This window comes from Flavobacterium praedii (assembly GCF_026810365.1).
Lineage (GTDB): Bacteria > Bacteroidota > Bacteroidia > Flavobacteriales > Flavobacteriaceae > Flavobacterium > Flavobacterium praedii.
Map to the genome: position 1 here is coordinate 970,501 of NZ_CP113948.1, position 20,185 is coordinate 990,685.

At 32.4% G+C, this 20,185-nt stretch carries 17 protein-coding genes; 5 read left to right on the forward strand and 12 right to left on the reverse strand.

All coding sequences use genetic code 11. The features are described from left to right. Positions 1-2 precede the first annotated feature (2 nt). Positions 3-1,919 (reverse strand): DUF294 nucleotidyltransferase-like domain-containing protein, encoded by a 1,917-nt coding sequence (locus OYT91_RS04200; protein WP_281239634.1) that lies wholly within the window; start codon positions 1,917-1,919, stop codon positions 3-5. A gap of 172 nt (positions 1,920-2,091) precedes the next feature. Between OYT91_RS04200 and OYT91_RS04205 the strand changes: the two genes are divergently transcribed. Then, positions 2,092-2,598 (forward strand): DUF2911 domain-containing protein, encoded by a 507-nt coding sequence (locus tag OYT91_RS04205; protein WP_281239635.1) that lies wholly within the window; start codon positions 2,092-2,094, stop codon positions 2,596-2,598. 325 nt (positions 2,599-2,923) lie between these two features. Here the strand turns inward: OYT91_RS04205 and OYT91_RS04210 are convergent, their stop codons facing one another. Beyond that, positions 2,924-3,424, reverse strand: coding sequence for a CAP domain-containing protein (locus tag OYT91_RS04210; protein ID WP_281239636.1), 501 nt, complete (start codon positions 3,422-3,424; stop codon positions 2,924-2,926). Between the two features lie 164 nt (positions 3,425-3,588). Between OYT91_RS04210 and OYT91_RS04215 the strand changes: the two genes are divergently transcribed. Continuing rightward, on the forward strand, positions 3,589-3,855 hold the full coding sequence (locus OYT91_RS04215; RefSeq protein WP_281239637.1) for an MFS transporter: 267 nt from the start codon (positions 3,589-3,591) through the stop codon (positions 3,853-3,855). A 439-nt stretch (positions 3,856-4,294) separates the two neighbouring features. Here OYT91_RS04215 and OYT91_RS04220 read toward each other — a convergent pair whose 3' ends face one another. The 6 genes from OYT91_RS04220 to OYT91_RS04245 form a co-directional block, all read right to left on the reverse strand. Next, the gene (locus tag OYT91_RS04220) at positions 4,295-5,491 is read right to left on the reverse strand and encodes a PAS domain-containing sensor histidine kinase (RefSeq protein WP_281239638.1); all 1,197 of its coding nucleotides are present in this window, start codon (positions 5,489-5,491) and stop codon (positions 4,295-4,297) included. A gap of 300 nt (positions 5,492-5,791) precedes the next feature. Next, positions 5,792-6,292, reverse strand: coding sequence for a hypothetical protein (locus OYT91_RS04225; RefSeq protein ID WP_269222893.1), 501 nt, complete (start codon positions 6,290-6,292; stop codon positions 5,792-5,794). Positions 6,293-6,320: 28 nt separating this feature from the next. Next, entirely contained in the window at positions 6,321-7,592 is a 1,272-nt protein-coding gene (locus OYT91_RS04230) for an NAD(P)/FAD-dependent oxidoreductase (protein WP_281239639.1), read from the reverse strand. Between the two features lie 71 nt (positions 7,593-7,663). Beyond that, positions 7,664-8,998: a DEAD/DEAH box helicase gene (locus tag OYT91_RS04235; RefSeq protein ID WP_281239640.1), complete on the reverse strand. Its 1,335-nt coding sequence runs from the start codon at positions 8,996-8,998 to the stop codon at positions 7,664-7,666. A 206-nt stretch (positions 8,999-9,204) separates the two neighbouring features. Further along, the gene (locus OYT91_RS04240; RefSeq protein ID WP_281239641.1) at positions 9,205-10,743 is read right to left on the reverse strand and encodes a DEAD/DEAH box helicase; all 1,539 of its coding nucleotides are present in this window, start codon (positions 10,741-10,743) and stop codon (positions 9,205-9,207) included. Positions 10,744-10,852: 109 nt separating this feature from the next. Continuing rightward, positions 10,853-11,380 carry a DUF6155 family protein gene (locus OYT91_RS04245; protein ID WP_281239642.1) on the reverse strand — a complete coding sequence of 176 codons (528 nt, stop codon included), beginning with the start codon at positions 11,378-11,380 and terminating at the stop codon, positions 10,853-10,855. Positions 11,381-11,484: 104 nt separating this feature from the next. On the opposite strand from OYT91_RS04245, the gene OYT91_RS04250 reads away from it, so the two are divergent. Continuing rightward, entirely contained in the window at positions 11,485-11,760 is a 276-nt protein-coding gene (locus OYT91_RS04250) for a DUF3817 domain-containing protein (protein ID WP_281239643.1), read from the forward strand. A 3-nt stretch (positions 11,761-11,763) separates the two neighbouring features. Beyond that, entirely contained in the window at positions 11,764-13,020 is a 1,257-nt protein-coding gene (locus tag OYT91_RS04255; RefSeq protein WP_281239644.1) for a mechanosensitive ion channel family protein, read from the forward strand. A gap of 186 nt (positions 13,021-13,206) precedes the next feature. On the opposite strand, the gene OYT91_RS04260 is transcribed toward OYT91_RS04255, so the two are convergent. Further along, on the reverse strand, positions 13,207-13,593 hold the full coding sequence (locus OYT91_RS04260) for an acyl-CoA thioesterase (RefSeq protein WP_281239645.1): 387 nt from the start codon (positions 13,591-13,593) through the stop codon (positions 13,207-13,209). A 70-nt stretch (positions 13,594-13,663) separates the two neighbouring features. Here OYT91_RS04260 and OYT91_RS04265 point away from each other — a divergent pair, with 70 nt between their 5' ends. Beyond that, a complete protein-coding gene (locus OYT91_RS04265; RefSeq protein ID WP_281239646.1) occupies positions 13,664-14,065 on the forward strand; it encodes a glyoxalase in 402 nt (133 codons plus the stop codon). Between the two features lie 106 nt (positions 14,066-14,171). Here the strand turns inward: OYT91_RS04265 and OYT91_RS04270 are convergent, their stop codons facing one another. The 3 genes from OYT91_RS04270 to hisIE all read right to left on the reverse strand — a co-directional run bounded on the left by OYT91_RS04270 (position 14,172) and on the right by hisIE (position 20,124). Further along, a complete protein-coding gene (locus OYT91_RS04270; RefSeq protein ID WP_281239647.1) occupies positions 14,172-17,351 on the reverse strand; it encodes a starch-binding protein in 3,180 nt (1,059 codons plus the stop codon). 358 nt (positions 17,352-17,709) lie between these two features. Continuing rightward, entirely contained in the window at positions 17,710-19,365 is a 1,656-nt protein-coding gene (locus tag OYT91_RS04275) for a M1 family metallopeptidase (RefSeq protein WP_281239648.1), read from the reverse strand. Positions 19,366-19,524: 159 nt separating this feature from the next. After that, positions 19,525-20,124 carry a bifunctional phosphoribosyl-AMP cyclohydrolase/phosphoribosyl-ATP diphosphatase HisIE gene (gene hisIE, locus OYT91_RS04280; protein WP_269222882.1) on the reverse strand — a complete coding sequence of 200 codons (600 nt, stop codon included), beginning with the start codon at positions 20,122-20,124 and terminating at the stop codon, positions 19,525-19,527. Between the last annotated feature and the right edge of the window lie 61 nt (positions 20,125-20,185).

A 20,185-nucleotide genomic window follows, 5' to 3' on the forward strand; every position in this document is an offset into this window, starting at 1 on the left:
AATTATGAGAATTGAGTAAGTTTGAAATTACTTTTAATTAATTCTTCCAGTTCTTTCATTGGAGCTAAAGCATTTTTTAATTTTTCTTTATCTAGTTTAGACAATTCTTCTAAATTGATAAACTGGCCAGAATTTTCATTTTTCAAGCCTTCATTTACTCTAAATTTAGATAATGTTAGGAAAGCATCCGCACAGTTTAAATAGATATCTGAATTTTTATTATCAATAATAGCTAGTTGTTTGAATCGTAAGTATGTATTGTTTAGTGCTTTTATATTAAAATGTAGTGCAAATAACCTCGCACCATCTATAAGAGGCATTAAAGCTTTGGTTTTTATATCAAATTTATTTTTGTTAGGTTCTTCTTCTTCTACAGCGAATTTTTTAAAGAAAGTAAGAGGTGCATTTTTTCTTAAAGCATCGTTGCCTAAAAAATCAAAAAACAAAACATTATGTTCTAAATTTTTAGAAATTACATTTTCAATAACTTCAAATATTTTTTTCTCACCAAAAATAAGTTCTAAATCAAAGAAAATACTACTTAAATCATTGCTGTTTTCACCTGGAGTATTCATCCAGTTGTCATATTGTTTAGTCCAGTCTGTTAGTGATTTACACCAAAGCATATTGCTTGCCATATGACCATTTGGACATAATTCATATCCCACTTTTTCAAGAATTGCAGTTGTTCGTTTGGCTAATTTTAAAAAATAATCCCTCACATCTCTATATTTGTCAGGTGTAACATCTTCAAATATCAACATACTATCTTGATCAGTTAGTAATAATTGTTCTTTTCGACCCTGACTACCGATGCTCATCCAGACAAATCGAGCAGGGGGTGATCCCAAGTCTAATATTGATAATTCAACGGAACGTTTTAATATAGCTGAATTAATTTCACTGGCAATATTGTTTATATTTGAAAGAGGAATATTTTTTTGAATTGAATTTTGGATTAATTCAGTTAATCGATCTCTAAGATGTTTTAGATCCTTTGCGCTTGTAGCTCTTTTTATCTCTTTGATTAAAACCCCTGGATTATTTGCTTGAGCAATAATTAAATCATGTTCGGAAATAACACCTTTAACAGCAGATTTATCGGTTCCATCAAGAGTTACACACAAATGGGTAACATTGTTTTTTAGCATTATAAGTTGTGCTTCAGCCAAAGAAACGTTTTCAACAACTGTAACAACGGGTGAAGACATAATAGTTTTCATTGTAATTGTAAGTGGAAATACACCAGTTGCTATCTTGGAGCACATATCGGTATGAGTTACAATTCCAATGGGTAAAAAATTTTCGCAAATAACAACACTATTCGATAGATTTTCTGTCATTCGAAAAGCTATGTCTTTGGCAGTGTCATTAATAGTGGCTGTTAGTGGAGATCTATTGTATGAAAGTGTTTGAAAATATTGCATTTCCGATTTTTGATCAACATACGATATGTTGTCAGAAGCGAGTTTACTTCTCAGATTTTCTTTTTCTTTTGGATTCCATGTATTGTTGGCAAAGCTTTCCAGAAGGAAGTTTAATACATCAGGATTATTGGCTACAAATGGTCTAAATGTTGCAATAGGTATTCCATAAACAATACTTTCTTCTCTTGCTTTGGCAGTCATCATGTAATTGTTTTTAGCAAAGAACGGTCTTAATCCTAAAATGTCACCAGCATGGCATTTGTTTAATAAAGTTTCTTCTGCATCAGCGATGACAGATAAATGGATAGCGCCAGATGCCACAACATAAAAACAATCGTGCAATTTATCGTTAATTTGAAATAAAGTGTCGTTTTTCTCTAAATTTAAAACGCGAATACTGGTAGCTATCTCTGATAGTTCTCGAAAAGTTAAGTTGTCAAATGGTGGGTATTCTTTTAGAAAATCAGCAATATGTTCAGCAATTGTATTCATAGTTTTGTAGTAAAGTAATACTTGTAAAAATAATAAAAATAGGCTTCTAAATAAAGCTATAAAAACTATTTTTAATAAATTGTATTATTGTTAAAATTATCATAAAATTTAATATTTTAGGTTGGTATTGTTTCTAAATATTTATTTTTATTGCTAAATAAATAAATAAAATATGAAAATTTTAAAAATATATCTCCTAGTTTTATTCTCGTTTTTTGCTTTTTCATTTGCAAATGCGCAAGATAAGCCAAAGAGCTCTGCCGAAAAAGTAACTGGAATGATTAATGGAGCTAAAATTGAAATTAATTATGGAAGTCCTTCAGTAAGAGGAAGAAAAATATGGGGTGAATTAGTTCGTTTTGGTGAAGTTTGGCGTGCTGGAGCAAATGATGCAACAACATTCGAGACGGATAAAGATCTTACAATAGAAGGTATGAGATTGCCATCTGGAAAATATTCGTTTTTTGTTATACCTAACAAAGAAGATTGTACAATTATTTTTAATAAGGAAGCTAAACAATGGGGCGCTTATAAATACAATTCAAAAGATGATCAGCTACGTATAAAAGTAAAACAACAAATCGCAGATTCTACTACTGAAAAATTAACTTATATCATGAATGCAACAGATGTTGAACTAGTTTGGGATAATTGGATAATTGGTTTTGAAGTGAAATAGGTTGTAAATTAAAACATTAAAAAAGCGTCTTAAATTTTAAGATGTTTTTTTTAGGTTAAAACATTGTGGATATTCACATCAATTTAAAGGGGCAACATTATTATTATACATATGGTTTTTGATAAATTCTATTTTACATAATATAAATTATAGTTCAAATATGTCTAGACAAAAAAAAGTTCAAAATTACTAATACAATTAGAATTATATTTATTATTCATCGTTAAATATGAAAATCTGCAAAAAGTACTCTTTTTAAACTTAAATAAGGAAAGCTATCTAATTAGTGTTTTATTTCTTAGGTTGCATTTTTGTTTTAAAACACTTATATTTTTACAAATATATTGGTATAATATTTTTTATGATTAATTGGGTCTTCTCGTATTGAAATTCCAAAATTTGAAAAATCTCCTTCAATATTTTCTCTATGTTCTGGACTCTTCAACCAAGCATCAAATGCACCTTGTGGACTATTATAGTTATACGCAATATTTTCACTAACTCGTAATGCTCCCAATGCATTAATAATATTCTCAGATCGAGCTACAAAATCATCATGATTTACAACATTGTTGGTAATCATATAATCGTTATGCTCTTCAGATTTATAGGAGACATGATTAATTTTTACCAGAGCATTCAACCCAATACTTGTCCTGTAATCATTAATTAGAGTCATAGTTTTAATTTCTTCAGAACTATAATTATAAACAGTGACAATTGGTAATTTTGCTTCAACTGCATCTGAGTTTTCATTAGATGAACAGGAAGTCATGATAGTTATTATTGATGCAATCAATAATAAACGGAGTTTTTTGGTGTCCATAGCGATAATAAAATTAAGTATGTAAATTGGGGGGATATTAAATGCAAAATTAGGTTCAATGTCTTGCTAGAGTGTTATATAATTATTGATTTGATTTGCATCTTTATTTTTTCAAAACAAATTGGTCAATGAAAGTGTTCTAAAACCTGATTTAAGAGTTCCTTTTGCAAAAATTTTTTGGAATTGCCAATGACCTTCAAACTACTGTGGCTGCTGTTTCTATGTCGTTATCCAGTTATTTTATTGGAATATCGGCAGGACAATTATTATATGGGCCGTTATTGGATCATTTTGGCCGTAAAAAAACCATTGTTTATTGGATTGTTGGTCTATATTTTGGCTTCGCTAGGTTGTGTATAACCTTTGCTCCTTTTGCTAAAAATACGGGAAGTGCATCTGCATTAATGGGTGCTACTCAATTGGTAATTTGAGCTTTAGCTTCGCTTGTAGTGGGAGTTTTTGTTAAAGATTCTATGGTGCCGATGGTTGCCATTATGACTTTTATCACGATTGTAGCTTTCATTATTTTGAATATTGGCAAAAGAATTATGAAATCATGATAGGGCATTAAGCTTTGCTACTATAATGAAATCAAAAAACTTCTTTTTTGGTGAAATATTCCAAGCCCAAAACTAAAAATATTGATACAGCAAAGGTGATAAGATTACTGATATAGTTGTTTTTCTTATCTTAACCTATAGAATTTTTGTTTAATTGTGATCCACCTGGATAGTAAACTGTTGCTACGACCAACAATATAATCAAAATAAATATTACCAATAAATGCAATGTCTTTTTAGCATATACTATTTGATTTAGAAAGTAAAAAAATCTATTTTAAAATTATAATGTCTCTTTTCAACGACAAAATTAGGCACTTTCATCAAACATAATTTCGTCTGAACTGCCAATTTTATATAAAGGTTTCTCAATAGGTAATGTAAAATAAAAAGTAGAACCCTCCCCTTCAATACTTTCGACCCAAATTTCACCACCGTTTTTTTCTAAAAAGCCTTTTACCAATAACAATCCAATTCCGGCTCCTTTATTCTTTTTTCTTGTTTCGGAAAGCGTTTTCATTTGCGGAGTAAAAAGTTTCTCCATTATTTCTTTAGACATTCCAATTCCGGTGTCCTTAATCTGAACAATAATTTTGTCTTCTTTACTTTTTGCCGAAACTGTAATTGAACCCCCTTTTTCGGTATGTTTTATCGCATTTGAAACAATATTTTGAATGATGGAAATCAACATTTTACTGTCGGCAAACACAGAGGTATTCTCTTCGATTTCATGATGAAGATTTATGGTGTTTATTGTAGCCGTTTCATTTAAAGTATCAAAAACCTTATCAATGTATTCGATTAGTTTTAATTTTGTTGGAGAAAAAGTGTCCGATGCGTATTTTATTCTTGCCCATTCTACCAAATAGTCCAACATTTCTAATTCATCAGTAGAAGATTTATAAAGCAAGTCTAGCATTTCCTGCACATTATCAGGATTCATTTTATGGAAATTATCTTTTAAATATTTTGCAGTTCCAATAATTGCTGATAATGGACTTCTTAAGTCGTGCGAAAGGATTGCCATAACGCTCTCTTTGTGAGTATTAAGATCTTCCAGTTCTTTGACGTAATTTTTTATGGCATCCTCAGATTGCTTTCTGTCAGTCAAATCCCTTAAAACCTTGACGTAGCCAAGCATTTCTCCGTTTAAACCAATGAGCGGAAAAACCAATCCATAGGCATAAAACAGGCTTTTGTCTTTGGCAATGTGCCATCTATTATCGGTTGCTCTGCCTTCTTTTAAAGCGGTTTCGATTTCTTTTTTAGGAACACCATTCTTTAAATCTTCCTCTGTAAAAATTAAATCAAAAGGTTCTCCAATAACTTCATCTGTTTCGTATCCAAATATCTTTGTTGATCCTGAACTCCAGCTATTTATTATGAAATCATTATCTAATGTAAAAATGGAATAGTCTTGTAAACTATCAATTATTTGACTATAAAACTCAGCTGTTGGTATGTATTTATTTTTAAGAATTTTAATGTTGTCTTGTTTGTTTTCCATTTAATTTATTTGAGTCATTTTGTTGATATAGCAGCTTATATCAAACCACTATTGATTATACTGTTTCGATTGTATAGCTGATTTTCGGCTAAATTAAGTCTAATCTTCGGATATGTAGCAACATCCAATAAAAACTATTTTTGTATTGAGGAACGAATTGAAATTTATTGTAATTGAAGGAAGTTTTTATTCTTAATATTGAGAAACAAAGGATAATCTTTAATGTGGATTTATTCTGCTTGTACGGATTGAAAATCCAACAATCGGGTTTATAACGCTATAGGGTTTTCATTTATTTTATTATTTTGTTATTTGACCTATACTCAAATTATCAACTATAGTCAAACTAAATAATACTTGCCCATTCATATCTACATTTTTATAATTTCCATCTGCATCAAATTCAACAAATTCTAAAGCGTTACCAGTCCAATATACTTGATTTTCAGAACTAGCATGAATATTAATTTCATTAGAAAATTCTCCGTTACGGTTAATTATTTGCGGATTCCAATTTGTTCGAACATCTAGTTTTTCTGCAACAAATCTTGAAGCTTCTATTGCACATTCCATAAAATCAATTTTACCGTAAGTATTATGCATAATTGCAATTCTATTTCGTAAAAATCTAAACGTTGCATCGGGACTTCTTTCAAACATTGTTGAGACACTTATTGAACATTGTCTTGCTTGTCTTCTTAATTGTCCATGTTTAATAGAATCGCCTAAGTCATGAATTATTTCATACGCCCTATTTTCTTTAGCTAACTGATTTGGGTCAGCTTGTAAAACATTCTTCAACTTGTTTCATAGTAAAAACTATTTTGAGCTATGCATCAACTTTTGTTCTCTTCTCCGGTCTGATAATCATACGTAAGGATTGGTCTTTGGAGAAGTAGGCAATCATCCAATGATAAAAAGTATTCAATCTATTGCGATACGTTATCAAAGACATCAGGTGCACAAATAGCCAAATCATCCAAGCAAAAAAGCCTTTGAAATGCATTTTGGGTTTGGGCAAATCAACAACGGCTTTGTTTTTTCCGATGATGGCCATAGAGCCTTTGTCTTTGTATTTAAAGGGTTTAAGCGACTTGTTTTGAAGTGTTAGTTTAAAATTTTCGGCCAAATTTATTCCTTGTTGGATTGCCACTTGCGCTACTTGCGGGTGACCGCTCGGGAAATCTACATCGTTGAGTTGGATGCATGTATCGCCAATGGCGTAGATGTTTTCGGTACCATTCACTTTGTTGAAAGCATCAGTTGCCATTCGTTTGCCACGGCCGTAACTTTCTGCAGGAATTCCTTCAAACTCCCTTGCTGAAACTCCTGCCGCCCAAATTAAGTTTTTGGTTTGAATGGTTTTACCATCGGCAAAGAATACGGTGTCGTCTTTGTAATCGATCACACGGGTGTTTAGCTTTACGACAACCCCAAGTTTTGTTACTGCTTCAAGTGTATCTGCTTGTGATTCCAAACTCATAGGCGACAACAAGGCGTCTCCCCCATCGACCAAATAAATATTACTGGCTGTGGTGCCTAATTCGGGATATTCTTTGAGTAAAATATTTTTGCTCATTTCGGCAAACATACCAGAAACTTCGACTCCTGTAGGTCCGCCACCAGCAACAACAATGGTTAACAGTGTTCTTCGTTTGCGAATGTCTTTGCAAATAGCAGCTTTTTCGAGGTTTTTCAATAAAGCATTGCGCATTTCAATGGCATCATTCAGCGTTTTCATCGGAATGGCATTTTTCTTGACATTTTCCATCCCAAAATAACTGGTTTCGGCGCCCGTTGCAAAAACCAAGCGGTCATAATGCAATTCTCCGTTATTGAGGACGATTTTGTTTTCGGCAGAAATTACTTTTTGCAATTCGCCCAAACGAAATTGCAGATTCTTTTTACCTGCAAAAAATTTACGGAAAGGATAACTGATACTTGAGGGTTCCAGAAAAGCGGTTGCTACCTGATAGATGAGTGGCGGAAAAAAATTATAATTGTTTTTGTCAACAAGAATTACTTCTATTCCTTTGTGGTTGGCAAGTTCTTTGGCTAAATTAATTCCAGCAAAACCACCGCCTATGATTACTATTTTCATATTGAGACTTTTATGAGAAAGATTGTTTTAATACTATCTCATAAAAGTACAATATATATTAGGCCTAAAATTTAGTTTTTGAATTTTTTAACAGGCTTTTCTGCTATTTCAGTTTTGTTTTGCAATAAATAGTTGGCCAACAATTTTTCAATCAATTCGTCTTTGGTCAGATGATGAAAAATGGTTTTAATTTTTGTTTTTAATTCGGCATCCACATCGTGATTGGGTTTGGTTTTGAAGATTTGCTTCGCCCACAAAAGGGTGTTGTTTTCTTCAATACTCGCAACAGACGGTTTTTTGTATTTGGTAAACTGTATTCCCAATTCTTTTTCGAAATCTGCTATTTCGGCGACTTCTTCAGGTTGCAAAATAGTCAAAGAAAGTCCCTTGGCTCCTGCTCTGGCTGTTCTTCCACTACGGTGCACATAGTTTTCATAGGTGTCAGGCAAATGATAATTGACCACATAAGCCATTTCCTTTACGTCGATTCCTCTGGCTGCCAAATCGGTAGCTACCAAAATATTGATGTGTCCCTCACGGAATTGCTCCATGATTCGGTCACGGATACCTTGTGACAAACTTCCGTGCAAAGCACCTGATGAAAATCGGTTAATGGCTAGATTTTTGGCCAGTTTATTGACAGCAGCTTTGGTTTTGCAAAAAATAATACCGCGTTCTCCGTCTTTAGAATTCAAAAAATGCATTAAAACATCGAGTTTTTCTATCGGATCTACCACTATATAGTTGTGATCAATTCCTTGATTACCGACAGTTTCCATGTTGGCACTTACCTGAACTACATTTTTGTTTAAGTAATTCTGGATCAATTGCTTAATGGTTCCTGGCATAGTCGCCGAAAACAAAAAGGTTCTGTATGTTTTGGGTAATTCGGTTATGATTTCGTCTAGCGCTTCTTTAAGGATCGACACCATTTCGTCGGCCTCGTCGAGAACTAAGAACTTAGTTTCTTTTAGGCTAATGGCAGAGCGTTGCAACAAATCGATTAATCGACCGGGTGTTGCTACGACGATGTGTGTTGGTGTTTTTAATCGTTCGATTTGTGGTTTAATTGGAATTCCGCCACAAACGGCCGCTATAGAAACATCAGGAAGATACTTGGCATAACTTTCTAAATTAGTAAAAATTTGTTGCCCTAATTCTCTTGTAGGTACTAAAATTACGGCTTGTACAGCAGAAACGGTAGTGTCTACTAATTGTATTAAAGGCAAACCAAAAGCAGCGGTTTTTCCCGTTCCCGTTTTGGCAAGTCCCACAACATCGGTACTGTTTGACAACAATAACGGAATGGTTTTTTGCTGAATTTCGGTTGGGGTTACAATTCCCATTTCGGTAATCGCTTTTAGTATTCCTTTTGAAACGCCTAAATCTGAAAATTGTGCTGACATGCTTTTTTGTTTTTTAATTGTAAAATGCTATTGAATAGCAGAATGTTGTTTTAGCCCCGATAGCAGTGAAAATCCTTTGTGGGCTGGGGTTCAGCCCACAAAGATTGTAACGGATAGCGGGATTGGCTCTTGAAAAATATCACCCCCGATCGCTATTTGATTCATATTTTTACTGAATACTAAAAACTGATCACTGATCACTATTTTTAATCGGCTTCGTTCATGATTTTTTCACGATATTTTTTTCCGATTAACAGGGTCATTTTTAGTTTGTAATCGTCCATCAGCCATTCTCTGTAATTCTTGCTGCATTGGCTAAGGCATTTTGAAAAACGTTTGACGCGGTATTCAATATCGGCTTCTAATTCTCTTGAAAGTGCTTTAGCTTCATTTAATTCTTCGGTATTGTCTACGCACATAGCGGCGTGTTGATCTATCGATTTTTCTAGAACCACTTTAGATCTTAAATTTTGAGCGATGACCAATTTATGTTCTTCGTCTACATCAAAAGTTACATCTTCGGTTTTTGGAAATTTGGCACGCAATTCAGGAGGCATAGTGTACTTAAAATGCAATTCTATTTCGCTATCATCTCTTAAGTTTTCTAAGTAAAATTCTGGAGATTTAAAGATATGTTGCCAATTGATTGGGTCACTCCATAGTCCAAAACGAGCAGCATTATTTCCTAAATCAATAACATAGAATTCATCTTTGTTGGGTAGTTTTCGTGAACCACGTCCAATCATTTGATAATATAAGGTCAATGATTTTGTGGCCCTATTTAATATTATGGTTTCTACAGTTGGTTCATCAAAACCGGTGGTAAGAATACCAACAGATGTCAAAATTGCATCTGGTGTGTGCTTGAACCAATGTAAAATTTCTTTTCGTTCTTCGTTACTGCTAGTATTGTCTAAGTGACGAATGGCATAGCCTGCTTCTCTAAAAGTTTCATATACATATAAAGATGTATTGATACCATTATTAAAAATTAAGGTTTTTTTACCTAAAGATTTCTCGGTATAGGCGTGCAATAATTTTTCTTGCATGGCCATATTGGTATATAAATCATCGGATGATTTTACGGTATAATCTCCGTTGATACCTACTTTTAATGATGTTAATCCCACATCATAACTATAGGTAACGGCTTTTGCCAAGAAACCATTTTCGATTAATGAACTGATGGTGTCTCCTACGATTAATTCATCGTAGCTTTCGTGCATGGGTAATTTTATGTTTGAGCTCAATGGTGTTGCAGTCACTCCAAGTATGAATGCATTTTTGAAAGAGCTCAATAATTTTCTGAAAGAGTTGTAATGTGCCTCATCAATAATAACTAAACCGATATTATCCAAATGAAGTTTTTCGTCATTAATTCGATTTTTTAAAGTTTCTACCATCGCCACAAAACAAGAAAAGTCATTCTGGTCTGGAAGTTCTTTTACTTTGCTGTTGATGATTTTATTTTTTACGTCGAATCCTTTTAACATTTTTGAAGTTTGCTTACACAATTCAATACGATGTGTAAGCACCACCACTTTTTTGTTGTGTTGGGATAAATAACGACGAACGATTTCAGAAAAAATCACTGTTTTTCCTCCACCTGTTGGCAATTGATATAATAAATGGTGTTTTGCAGGGGCATTGTCTATTCGCTCAAATATGGCGTCAATGTCTCCTTGTTGGTAAGCGTAAAGTTCCTTTTTGACTTCAATTTCAATTTCTAAAGTGTCTTGATGCATTGTGAATTTTTGGATTTTTGCAAAAATACGCCTAAAAAACAGTTATTCAGCCAAATTTTTTTAAAAATATATAGGACAGATTAATTAAAATTGATTCTAAATTTAACATTTAGTCCTCTAGAAGTTCGATATTTGTTTTGAAATCAGCGACATTCTTCCATTTTTGGGTTAAAGTTTCATTGGTAATAGCAATTAATCGGCTTTTAAAATCAGTGATAATTCCGTTTGAAATGATGAATTTTATGGCCTGTTCGAAAGAGTTGAAGATACTTTTATAAAATAATTCTTGTTTTATTGTGTTTTCTGAAGCAAAAGTTTGAGCAATTTCGATGTTATAAAGCATCACATCAGCAATAACAAATGGGTCTACACCTAAAAGAATAAAATGCTTGATGTATTTTTGTGCTACAGAACGTCGCATTTTTGGTTTCTTTCTTCTTCCTTTTGTTTGCAGTGGAAAATATTCATGGGAAATTTTGAGTTTGCATTCCTGTAATAAAGTTTCCTCCTTTGGGTTGAAGACAAAATTGTAATACACCTTTACAGGACTGAACTTTTCATACAATTCCAGAATTTGTTCTTCCAATTGCTCTTTATTAAGTTCATTCAAATATTTTTTTAAATCGCGCTTGCTCATTTTCAAAGTTTAAGAATACAAAAGTAATTTACTTTGTTAATCAATACAGCAATAATCAATGTTATTACCTAATTTTGCCTTCTTTAATTGTAAAAAAACGACAAATGCTTAAAATTTTTAAAATTACTGCCATTTTAGAAGGCATCTCTTATTTGGTTTTATTTTCGAATATGCTTTTTATTAAGCCAACAAATATCGAACTTTACAAAACATTGTTGTATCCCATCGGAATGAGTCATGGTGTATTATTTATAGGATACATTTTATTGGCTTTTTTGCTAAAAAAGGCTCAAAATTGGAATTTTAAAGTTTTCGGAATTATATTGATTGCTTCGTTATTGCCGTTTGGAACTTTTTATATCGAGAAAAAATATTTGTAAAACATGAACAAAATCATCCAATTTATTTTTGAATTTCTTTACCCTATTTTTAGAAATTGGGGTATGAGTAGAAGTGCGTCAACTTATTGGAGTTTATTTTTTAATACTATTTTATTGTGTTTTTTGGCGTATGGTCTATATGTAGTATTCCGATTTATATTGGTAACTATTATGGCACTCGTTGCTCAAAGAACCAAAACTAAGTTTGATGATTTATTAGTAAGCAATAAAACAGCTAAGTACATTGCTTATCTTTTTCCATTATTTTTTGTCTACAAATCGGTTCCAGTACTACTAGAAAAATTTGAATATTGGGAAAGTATTTTTGGAAAAACTGTTGGGGTTTACATCGTATTGCTTATTTTATGGATTATAAGAACTATTTTTAATTCCTTACGCGATTATTTAAAATTAATTACGCGTTACAGTGATAAACCTATTGATAGTTTTATTCAGGTAATTATGATTGTGCTTTGGATGTTTGGAATTGCATTGATTATTTCTAAACTCTTTGATATTGATCAAAAGGAATTATTAACTATACTTGGAGCGGTTTCTGCAGTAATTATTTTAGTTTTCAGAGATACTATTTTGGGTTTTGTAGCAAGCGTTCAAGTAGCCATAAATGATATGGTGCGAATTGGCGATTGGATTACCATGGATCGTTATGGTGCTGATGGGGATGTGATCGAAATCAATTTGGCTACCGTGAAAGTTCGAAATTTTGACAATACAACCACTACGATTCCAACCTATAGTTTGAGTTCCGACTCTTTTCAGAACTGGCGAGGAATGCTCAATTCAGACGGCAGACGTATCAAAAGACATATCATTATAAAAGCCAGTAGTATTCGATTCTTGGAAGATCAAGAACTTATTGATTTGAAAAAAATAGATCTTTTAAGCACTTATATTGATCTTCGAAAAACTGAAATTGACAACTACAATCGAGGTCATAAAATTGATAAAAGTTTGGCTATAAATGGTCGAAACTTGACAAATCTTGGATTGTTTCGAAAATACATTACCCAATACTTACAGCAATATCCAGGATTAAATAAAGATATGCTGATGCTTTGCAGGCAATTACAACCAACTCCTTATGGTGTTCCTCTAGAAATTTATGCTTTTTCTAAAGACAAACGTTTTGAGAATTACGAATACATTCAAGCTGATATATTTGATCATATCATTGCTTCGATTACCTATTTTGATTTGGAAATTTTTGTTATGCCTTCTGAAAATATAGTAAAATCTTAGCAGTATTTTCTAAGATGAGTAACATTTAATTTTAACCATTTAAGAAATATAAGTTCATTTTAGCCGGGTAAAAAACAATAACTTATATTTCATTTGGGGTTAACCTTTTCAGTCCAATCTACTTTATTGATACGTTAGGGCGCATTTTTTATTATCCATCAGAATTGTAGTCTCTTAGTCTCTTTTTTACCCTATCCTATCTTTTACATACTCAATCTCCGTTTTTCCATGGGCTTTTGGTTTTCCATCAACTCCTAAATTGACCATAGTCGTACTGTCAATAGTGATGATTGTTTCACGTGTCATCATATTTCTGGCTTCGCAAATTAATTCTATCGAACTACGACCAAATTTAACCACATCAATACCAATTTCTATAATATCCCCTTGTCTTGCAGAGCTTCTAAAATTGATTTCCGACATGTGTTTGGTAACTATTCTGGAATTTTCGAGTTGGATGATGGTATATAAAGCCAGCTCTTCATCAATCCAAGCCAATAATTTTCCACCAAATAAAGTGCCGTTAGGGTTTAAGTCTTCTGGTTTTACCCATTTTCTAGTATGAAATCTCATAATTTTTTATTTAATAATGCTAAAATAAGATATTACTAACAGTAATTTTTATATTTTTAAAGAAAAAAAGATGAATCAGAGAGATCAATTAATCAAAGAAATTCGAGGAGAATCATTAGGAAATGTGAGTAATCAGTCATCTTCAGATGAATTATTTCAAAATGAGGTACTTAGGCCTATATTGAAATTTCAAAATGATTTGTTTATTGCTTCTTTTTTAAATTACATCAGTAAATACAAAAGAGATTTTTATACTAAAACAGTCGAAAATAAATTGGCAATTATAGAAAATGCCATTCAAAAAGACATCAAATTTCGAAATGCTTTAAAAGGAATGATTATCGCATTGTTTACTACGGATGAATACTCACTTTATATCCAAAATTCTTCAAGTCTTAACAAAAGAATGATGAATTTATTAATTGAACGATTAAAAAGTCAAGTACAGTTATTTGAAAATTTGGAGCATTAAAGAAAGTGAAATTTAAAACATATTCCTCTTCTTTTTTTAAATTAAATAAAACAAAAAGGCTCAAACTTTAAATCAGTTTGAGCCTTTCTTTTAATATGTAAAAACTTTATTTTTTAATAATTTTTTGTTTGTATTCTTGTCCGTTTTCAAAACGAATTTGAATAAAATACAAGCCATTATTTAAGTTACTCATATCTATAGTATTGTTAACCGCTTTTCCAGCTTGAATCATAATACCATTAATAGATAAGATTTGATAATCTAAAACTGCTGAACTTGAAGATACTTGCAGTTGGCTGCTTACCGGATTTGGAAATATAGAAATGGATGTTGTTTCTGTTAAGGTCTCTTTTGCTAAACTCAATTTAGCAGTACTAGCACCCCATGTATAAGAATATCCATTTGTTTTGTTTAATAAATCTGCCGTTTGATTAGCAGTACCACTAGATCCATTATTAAAAATTAAATTGATAGATGTTGGGCCAGTTATGGTATATTTATAAAAACCATTAACGTCTGCTACCATAGCAATTCCAGGCCAAGTTGTATTTGCAACACTTCCGGCAGGAACGGCATTCCAATAATGTACTTTTGGCACTCCAGTCCAAGTTGTTGGTGGTTTAAAATAAACTGTTAAAGTTGGTACAGTTACAAAAGTATACACTTCTGTTTTCACGGCAGAAGAAGTACCGACAGTATTTATGACCAATGCTTTTACAGTAGTATTTGCAGTAATTGAGAACGTTTTTGCTCCAACAGCTGATGGTGAAGATGTCGTTGGTGTTGTCCCATCCAATGTGTAATAAATTGTTGATGTATTTACATTGGCAGTCAATACTACATTAACTGTTGTTCCTGTAGTAAAGGTACCTCCAGCAGATACGATTGTTAAATCAGGTGCAATTATAGGACATCTATTAGTTGGTTCAGTTGCAAGCCATGCATTATCATAATATTTGATTCCTGCAGTAGCTGTTAAATCGGCAGTTTTTAAAGTCCCGTCATTGAATATCAAGTTAGTTGCACTTACTGTAGATGGGAAAGTATATTTATACCAATCGCCACAGTCTTGTGTCATTGCAACTCCAGGCCAAGTTACAACTGGAGCTGTACCAGTTGGTGCCCAATAGTAGACTTTTACAGCTGCATTCCAATTTGTTGGTTTTTTGAAGTAAACAGTAAATGTGGTTGGTGTTGTAAAATTATAAACTTCAGTTTTTACAGCAGACGAAATTCCAGTAGTATTTTTAACAAATGCCTTTAGAGTTGTATTTACAGTAATGGTAATTGTTTTTGTACCAACTGCAGACGGTGATGTAGTACTTGGCGTTGTGCCATCCACAGTATAATAAATTGTGGATGTATTTACATTTGCAGTCAAAACTGTTGTAATTGTAGATCCAGTTGTAAATGTTCCTCCAGCTTGAGAGATCGTGAAATCTGGAGCAATGATAGGACATCTGTCAACAGGTTCTGCACTTAACCATGCGTTGTCGTAATATTTGATTCCTGCAGTAGCAGTCAAATCGGCTGTTTTTAAAGTGCCGTCATTGAATAACAAGTTTGTTGCACTCACAGTTGAAGGAAAGGTGTATTTGTACCAGTCACCACAATCTTGCGTCATAGCAACTCCTGGCCATGTTACAACTGGCGCTGTTCCTGTTGGTGTCCAATAATATACTTTTACAGCAGCATTCCAATTGGTTGGTTTTTTAAAATATACAGTAAAAGTAGGAGGAGTTCCAAAAGTATAAGTTTCAGTATAAACAGAAGAACTAACGTTAGCTGTATTTTTTACGAAAGCTTTTAATGTTGTATTTGCTGTAATTGCTAAAGTTTTTGTGCCAAGAGCAGAAGCAGAAGTTGTTGTAGGCACTGTACCATCAGTTGTATAATATATAGTTGAAGTTGCATTGTTGGCAGTTAAAACTACATTGACAGCTGTTCCTGTGGTAAATGTTCCTCCTGGTTGTGAAATGGCTAAACTTGGAACATCTACTACATTTCCTTTGTCCCAAATAGCATAATCAGTTCCTGACGCTTTTAAAACCCATCCAGTACCTGGATTCCATAAACCTGGGCCAATTTTTACAGTTACTTTATTGTCTATAGTTGCAGAATAAAATGTTGAAGAATTAGAAACAACAACACTACTATATGCATTTATTCCATTTGCTTTTCTAACGGCCAATATACTATTTATAGCAGTTTCATTAGCAGTATAAACAACTGTTACCCCATCTTTTTTATAAGTTCCTCCATGATAATGTGGAAAAAATACACATGGAATACCTGGATGTGTAAGTATATAAGCATATGCTTTCATTATATTATCGTTAGATGTAAAACTACCAGCTTTTACAAAGGTATCATGATTGTCTACAAACGTAACCGATTTATCAGCATAACCAAATTGACCCGCTAAACCTGGATTTCCGGCTAATACACTGTAGTTTCCATTATTAAACGCAGGTTGTAATGTATTATAATAAAGAGCAAAATCAAAAGCTGCTGATTTTTTACCTGCACCATCAATCCATGTTTTTAAATTATTGATGTTTCCATCCCAATATTCACCTACTGAAGCATAAGGAGTAGAAGAAGAAATATAATCTCCAAAATAACTAGCAGAAAATCCTTTTGCTACATCCCATCTCCAACTATCAAAGCCTAAAGCTTTTAATCGAGTTAAATACTCTTTTACTCCAGTTTGAACTTGAATATTAGTATGATCTAAATCTCTTGCACCATTAAAATCTTCTCCTGTATCAGCATTACCACAAGGCTTAACACCTGTTATGGTTACAAAATTGGCCTCATCACTATTTGTAATTGAACTGCAATCCCAAGTTGGATTTGTAAAATCAGTCCAATTAGTACTTCCAGCTCTATGATTGACAACAATATCAGCCATAGGGTGAATTTTAGGAGAACTTGTATTTAAAGTAGTTAAAAGCGTTCTTAATTGTGCCTCAGAACCATAAGAAGTCTGAGTAAAATTAAACAACTCTGTAGGTATATATCCTACTCCACCCGTTGATTTGCTTGGAGGTGGTAACCATATAAGATTAAAACCAGCAGCAGCATATCCAGCAGCACGGTTATTTAAATAATTGTACAATCCACCTTCTGCAACAACTGAAGGCTGGGTATGCACATCCCATCCAAAAGACTGTAGCATAACATCATTCACATTTGCCGATGATTGTGCTTTTATAGTCATAACAGATGAACAAAAAAACAATACAAATAGTAGTGTTTTTTTTAATAATAAAATATTTTTCATAAAGTTAATTTGGGTTAATAAAGTATGAAATTAACAAATTATTCGTATAATTTTTACTATATATATTATTTAAATCATGGTTTTTTAAAGTTATCACAACTCTATCGTTGTAGTGAAGTTGAATGTTAATAAATTATTATGAAAATATTTAAGTGAGTGAATTTCAATAAACTAAAAATCGATCAAATTGTTTTCTTTATGAGTAATTAACCCAAATGATAGAATTCAAAATTATGGGTTATATCATTTTAATTTTAAACAAAAAAAATGCTCAAACTTTTATTTTGTTTGAGCATTTTTAAACTTTCAAGATTAAAAAAAGTTGCTTTTTAATCTAAGTATTTGACCAATAAGATTCTTATTTTTCCATCTTTTTATTCAAAATGTATAAATTAGGATTCACAACAATTGTTTCAATTTTAGAGGAACTTTCAAATTCAGTCCATTCTGATTTTGGATTCAAAGTCACTTCTGTTCCGTTTAGAGTAACTTTTACAGGTATTTGAAAACCAGCAACAATATTTGTCCAATGGTATTTTAAAGTGTTACCATCAAAAGAATATTCTAATGTTGGAATTCGAATATCTCTCAAATATTGATTAAAGAATGGATTTAAATCCATTCCTACTTGTTGACTCAAATAATCTTCGATTTGTTTGGTGGTAACGGTTTGATGATAAAAAGTACTATTCAAACCTCTTAGAATAGTTCTCCATTTTTCATCATTGTTTACTAACTGGCGTAATGTATGGAGCATATTGGCACCTTTGTAATACATATCTCCTGAGCCTTCATTATTTACATCATAATGTCCGATAATAGGCTTGTCATTTTGGATGTTTTTACGAATGCCTCTTACATATTCATATCCAGCTTCTTTTCCATAATAATATTCCAGAAATAGGCTTTCAGAATAACAGGTAAAACTTTCATGAATCCACATATCAGCTATGTCTTTGTATGTAATATTATTTGCAAACCATTCGTGTCCAGATTCATGGATGATGATAAAATCGAATTTCAACCCCCAACCCGTTCCACTCAAATCACTTCCTAAATAGCCGTTTTTAAAACCATTTCCGTAAGTTACACAACTTTGATGTTCCATTCCTAAATATGGAGCTTCTACCAGTTTGTAACTATCTTCGTAAAAAGGATATGGACCAAACCAATGTTCAAAAGCTTTCAACATTCTCGGAACATCTTTAAAATGTTCTTTAGCTTTTGTTAAATTATCTTTCAAAACATAATAGGTACAATCCAAATTGCCTTTTTCCCCTTTGTATTTCTCAGAAAAAGTCACATAATCTCCAATATTAATATTTACTCCATAGTTATTAATCGGATTTTTTACAACCCATGTATAGGTTTTGGTTCCGTCTTTCAATGCTTTTACAATTTGCAAACGACCATTGGAAACATCGGTCAATTTTCCGGGAACATTCACACTAATTTTCATTCCTTCGACTTCATCATACATGTGGTCTTTGTTTGGCCACCAAACACTGGCTCCTAACCCCTGGCAAGAAGAAGCAATAAAATCATTCCCATTTTTGTCTTTTTCCCAAGTGATTCCGCCATCCCATGGTGGTCTAACCGCTACTTTTGGTTTACCTTGATAAAAAATTTCAATCTCTTTTATAGCCCCAACACTTTGCTCAGAAATCAATGTTATAAAGAAAACATTGCCTTCTCTTTTGTATTTTAATTCTACGCCATCTTGGATTATTTTAGTAATTTCCATTGGTTTTTGCAAGTCAATTTGCATTACAGAATAAGGTTGTAAAACTTTATATAGAATGGTATTAGATCCTGTAATTGTGCTGTCTGCAGGATTTACTTTTATGTCAAGATTGTAATGTTTTATGTCCCACCAAGCTCTTTCTTTGGTGATACTTCCTCTTAAAGAATCTTGTCTTGTAAAAACAATTTCAGATTTGGAAAGCAAACCTTGTGCTTGAACGCCAGTGGAGATTAAAAAAGAGATTACTAATAAATTAAAATATTTTTTCATAAAATTGATTATTTCTCTTCAAAACTACATACTTTTTTTAGATAATTTTCAATAAAAAAAGCCCAAAAGTAATTTATACTAATTGGACTTTGATTGTCTATTAAAATGAATTTTATTATATCTTGATTGTGAATAAGTCAGATAATTGAAAGCTTATTTTTATTTCTGACGACTTTTCAAAACTTCAACCACGTCATTCAGTTGAAAACCTTTGGCTTGAAGTAAGATTAAATAGTGAAAAAGCAAATCAGCGCTTTCGCTAAGGAACAAATCATCGTTATCATCTTTGGCTTCAATTACAACCTCGACTGCTTCTTCTCCTACTTTTTGGGCAATTTTATTAATTCCCAATTTGAATAAGGAAGCTACATAACTTTTTTCAGAATCAGCATTTTCTCTTCTGGTTTTGATAGTGTTCTCTAAATTAGAGATAAAACCATAATCCTGTTTATTTTCGGTTGCCCAGCAAGTATCAGTTCCTTTATGACAGGTTGGCCCCACAGGTTTTGCTTGAATCAATAATGTATCACTGTCACAATCGTTTTTGATGTCAACCAAATTCAAAAAATTACCGCTTTCTTCGCCTTTGGTCCAAAGTCTTTGCTTGGAACGGCTGTAAAAAGTTACTTTTTGAGTATCGATTGTTTTTTGATAGGCTTCGGCATTCATGTAACCCAGCATCAAAACATTCTTGGTTTCACTATCTTGGATGATGGCAGGAATTAACCCGTGCGCGCTTTTTGAAAAATCTATGTCCATAATATAAAGTTAGAAGTTAGAAGTTAGAAGTTAGAAGTTGAAGAATTGAAGTTTAAAACTT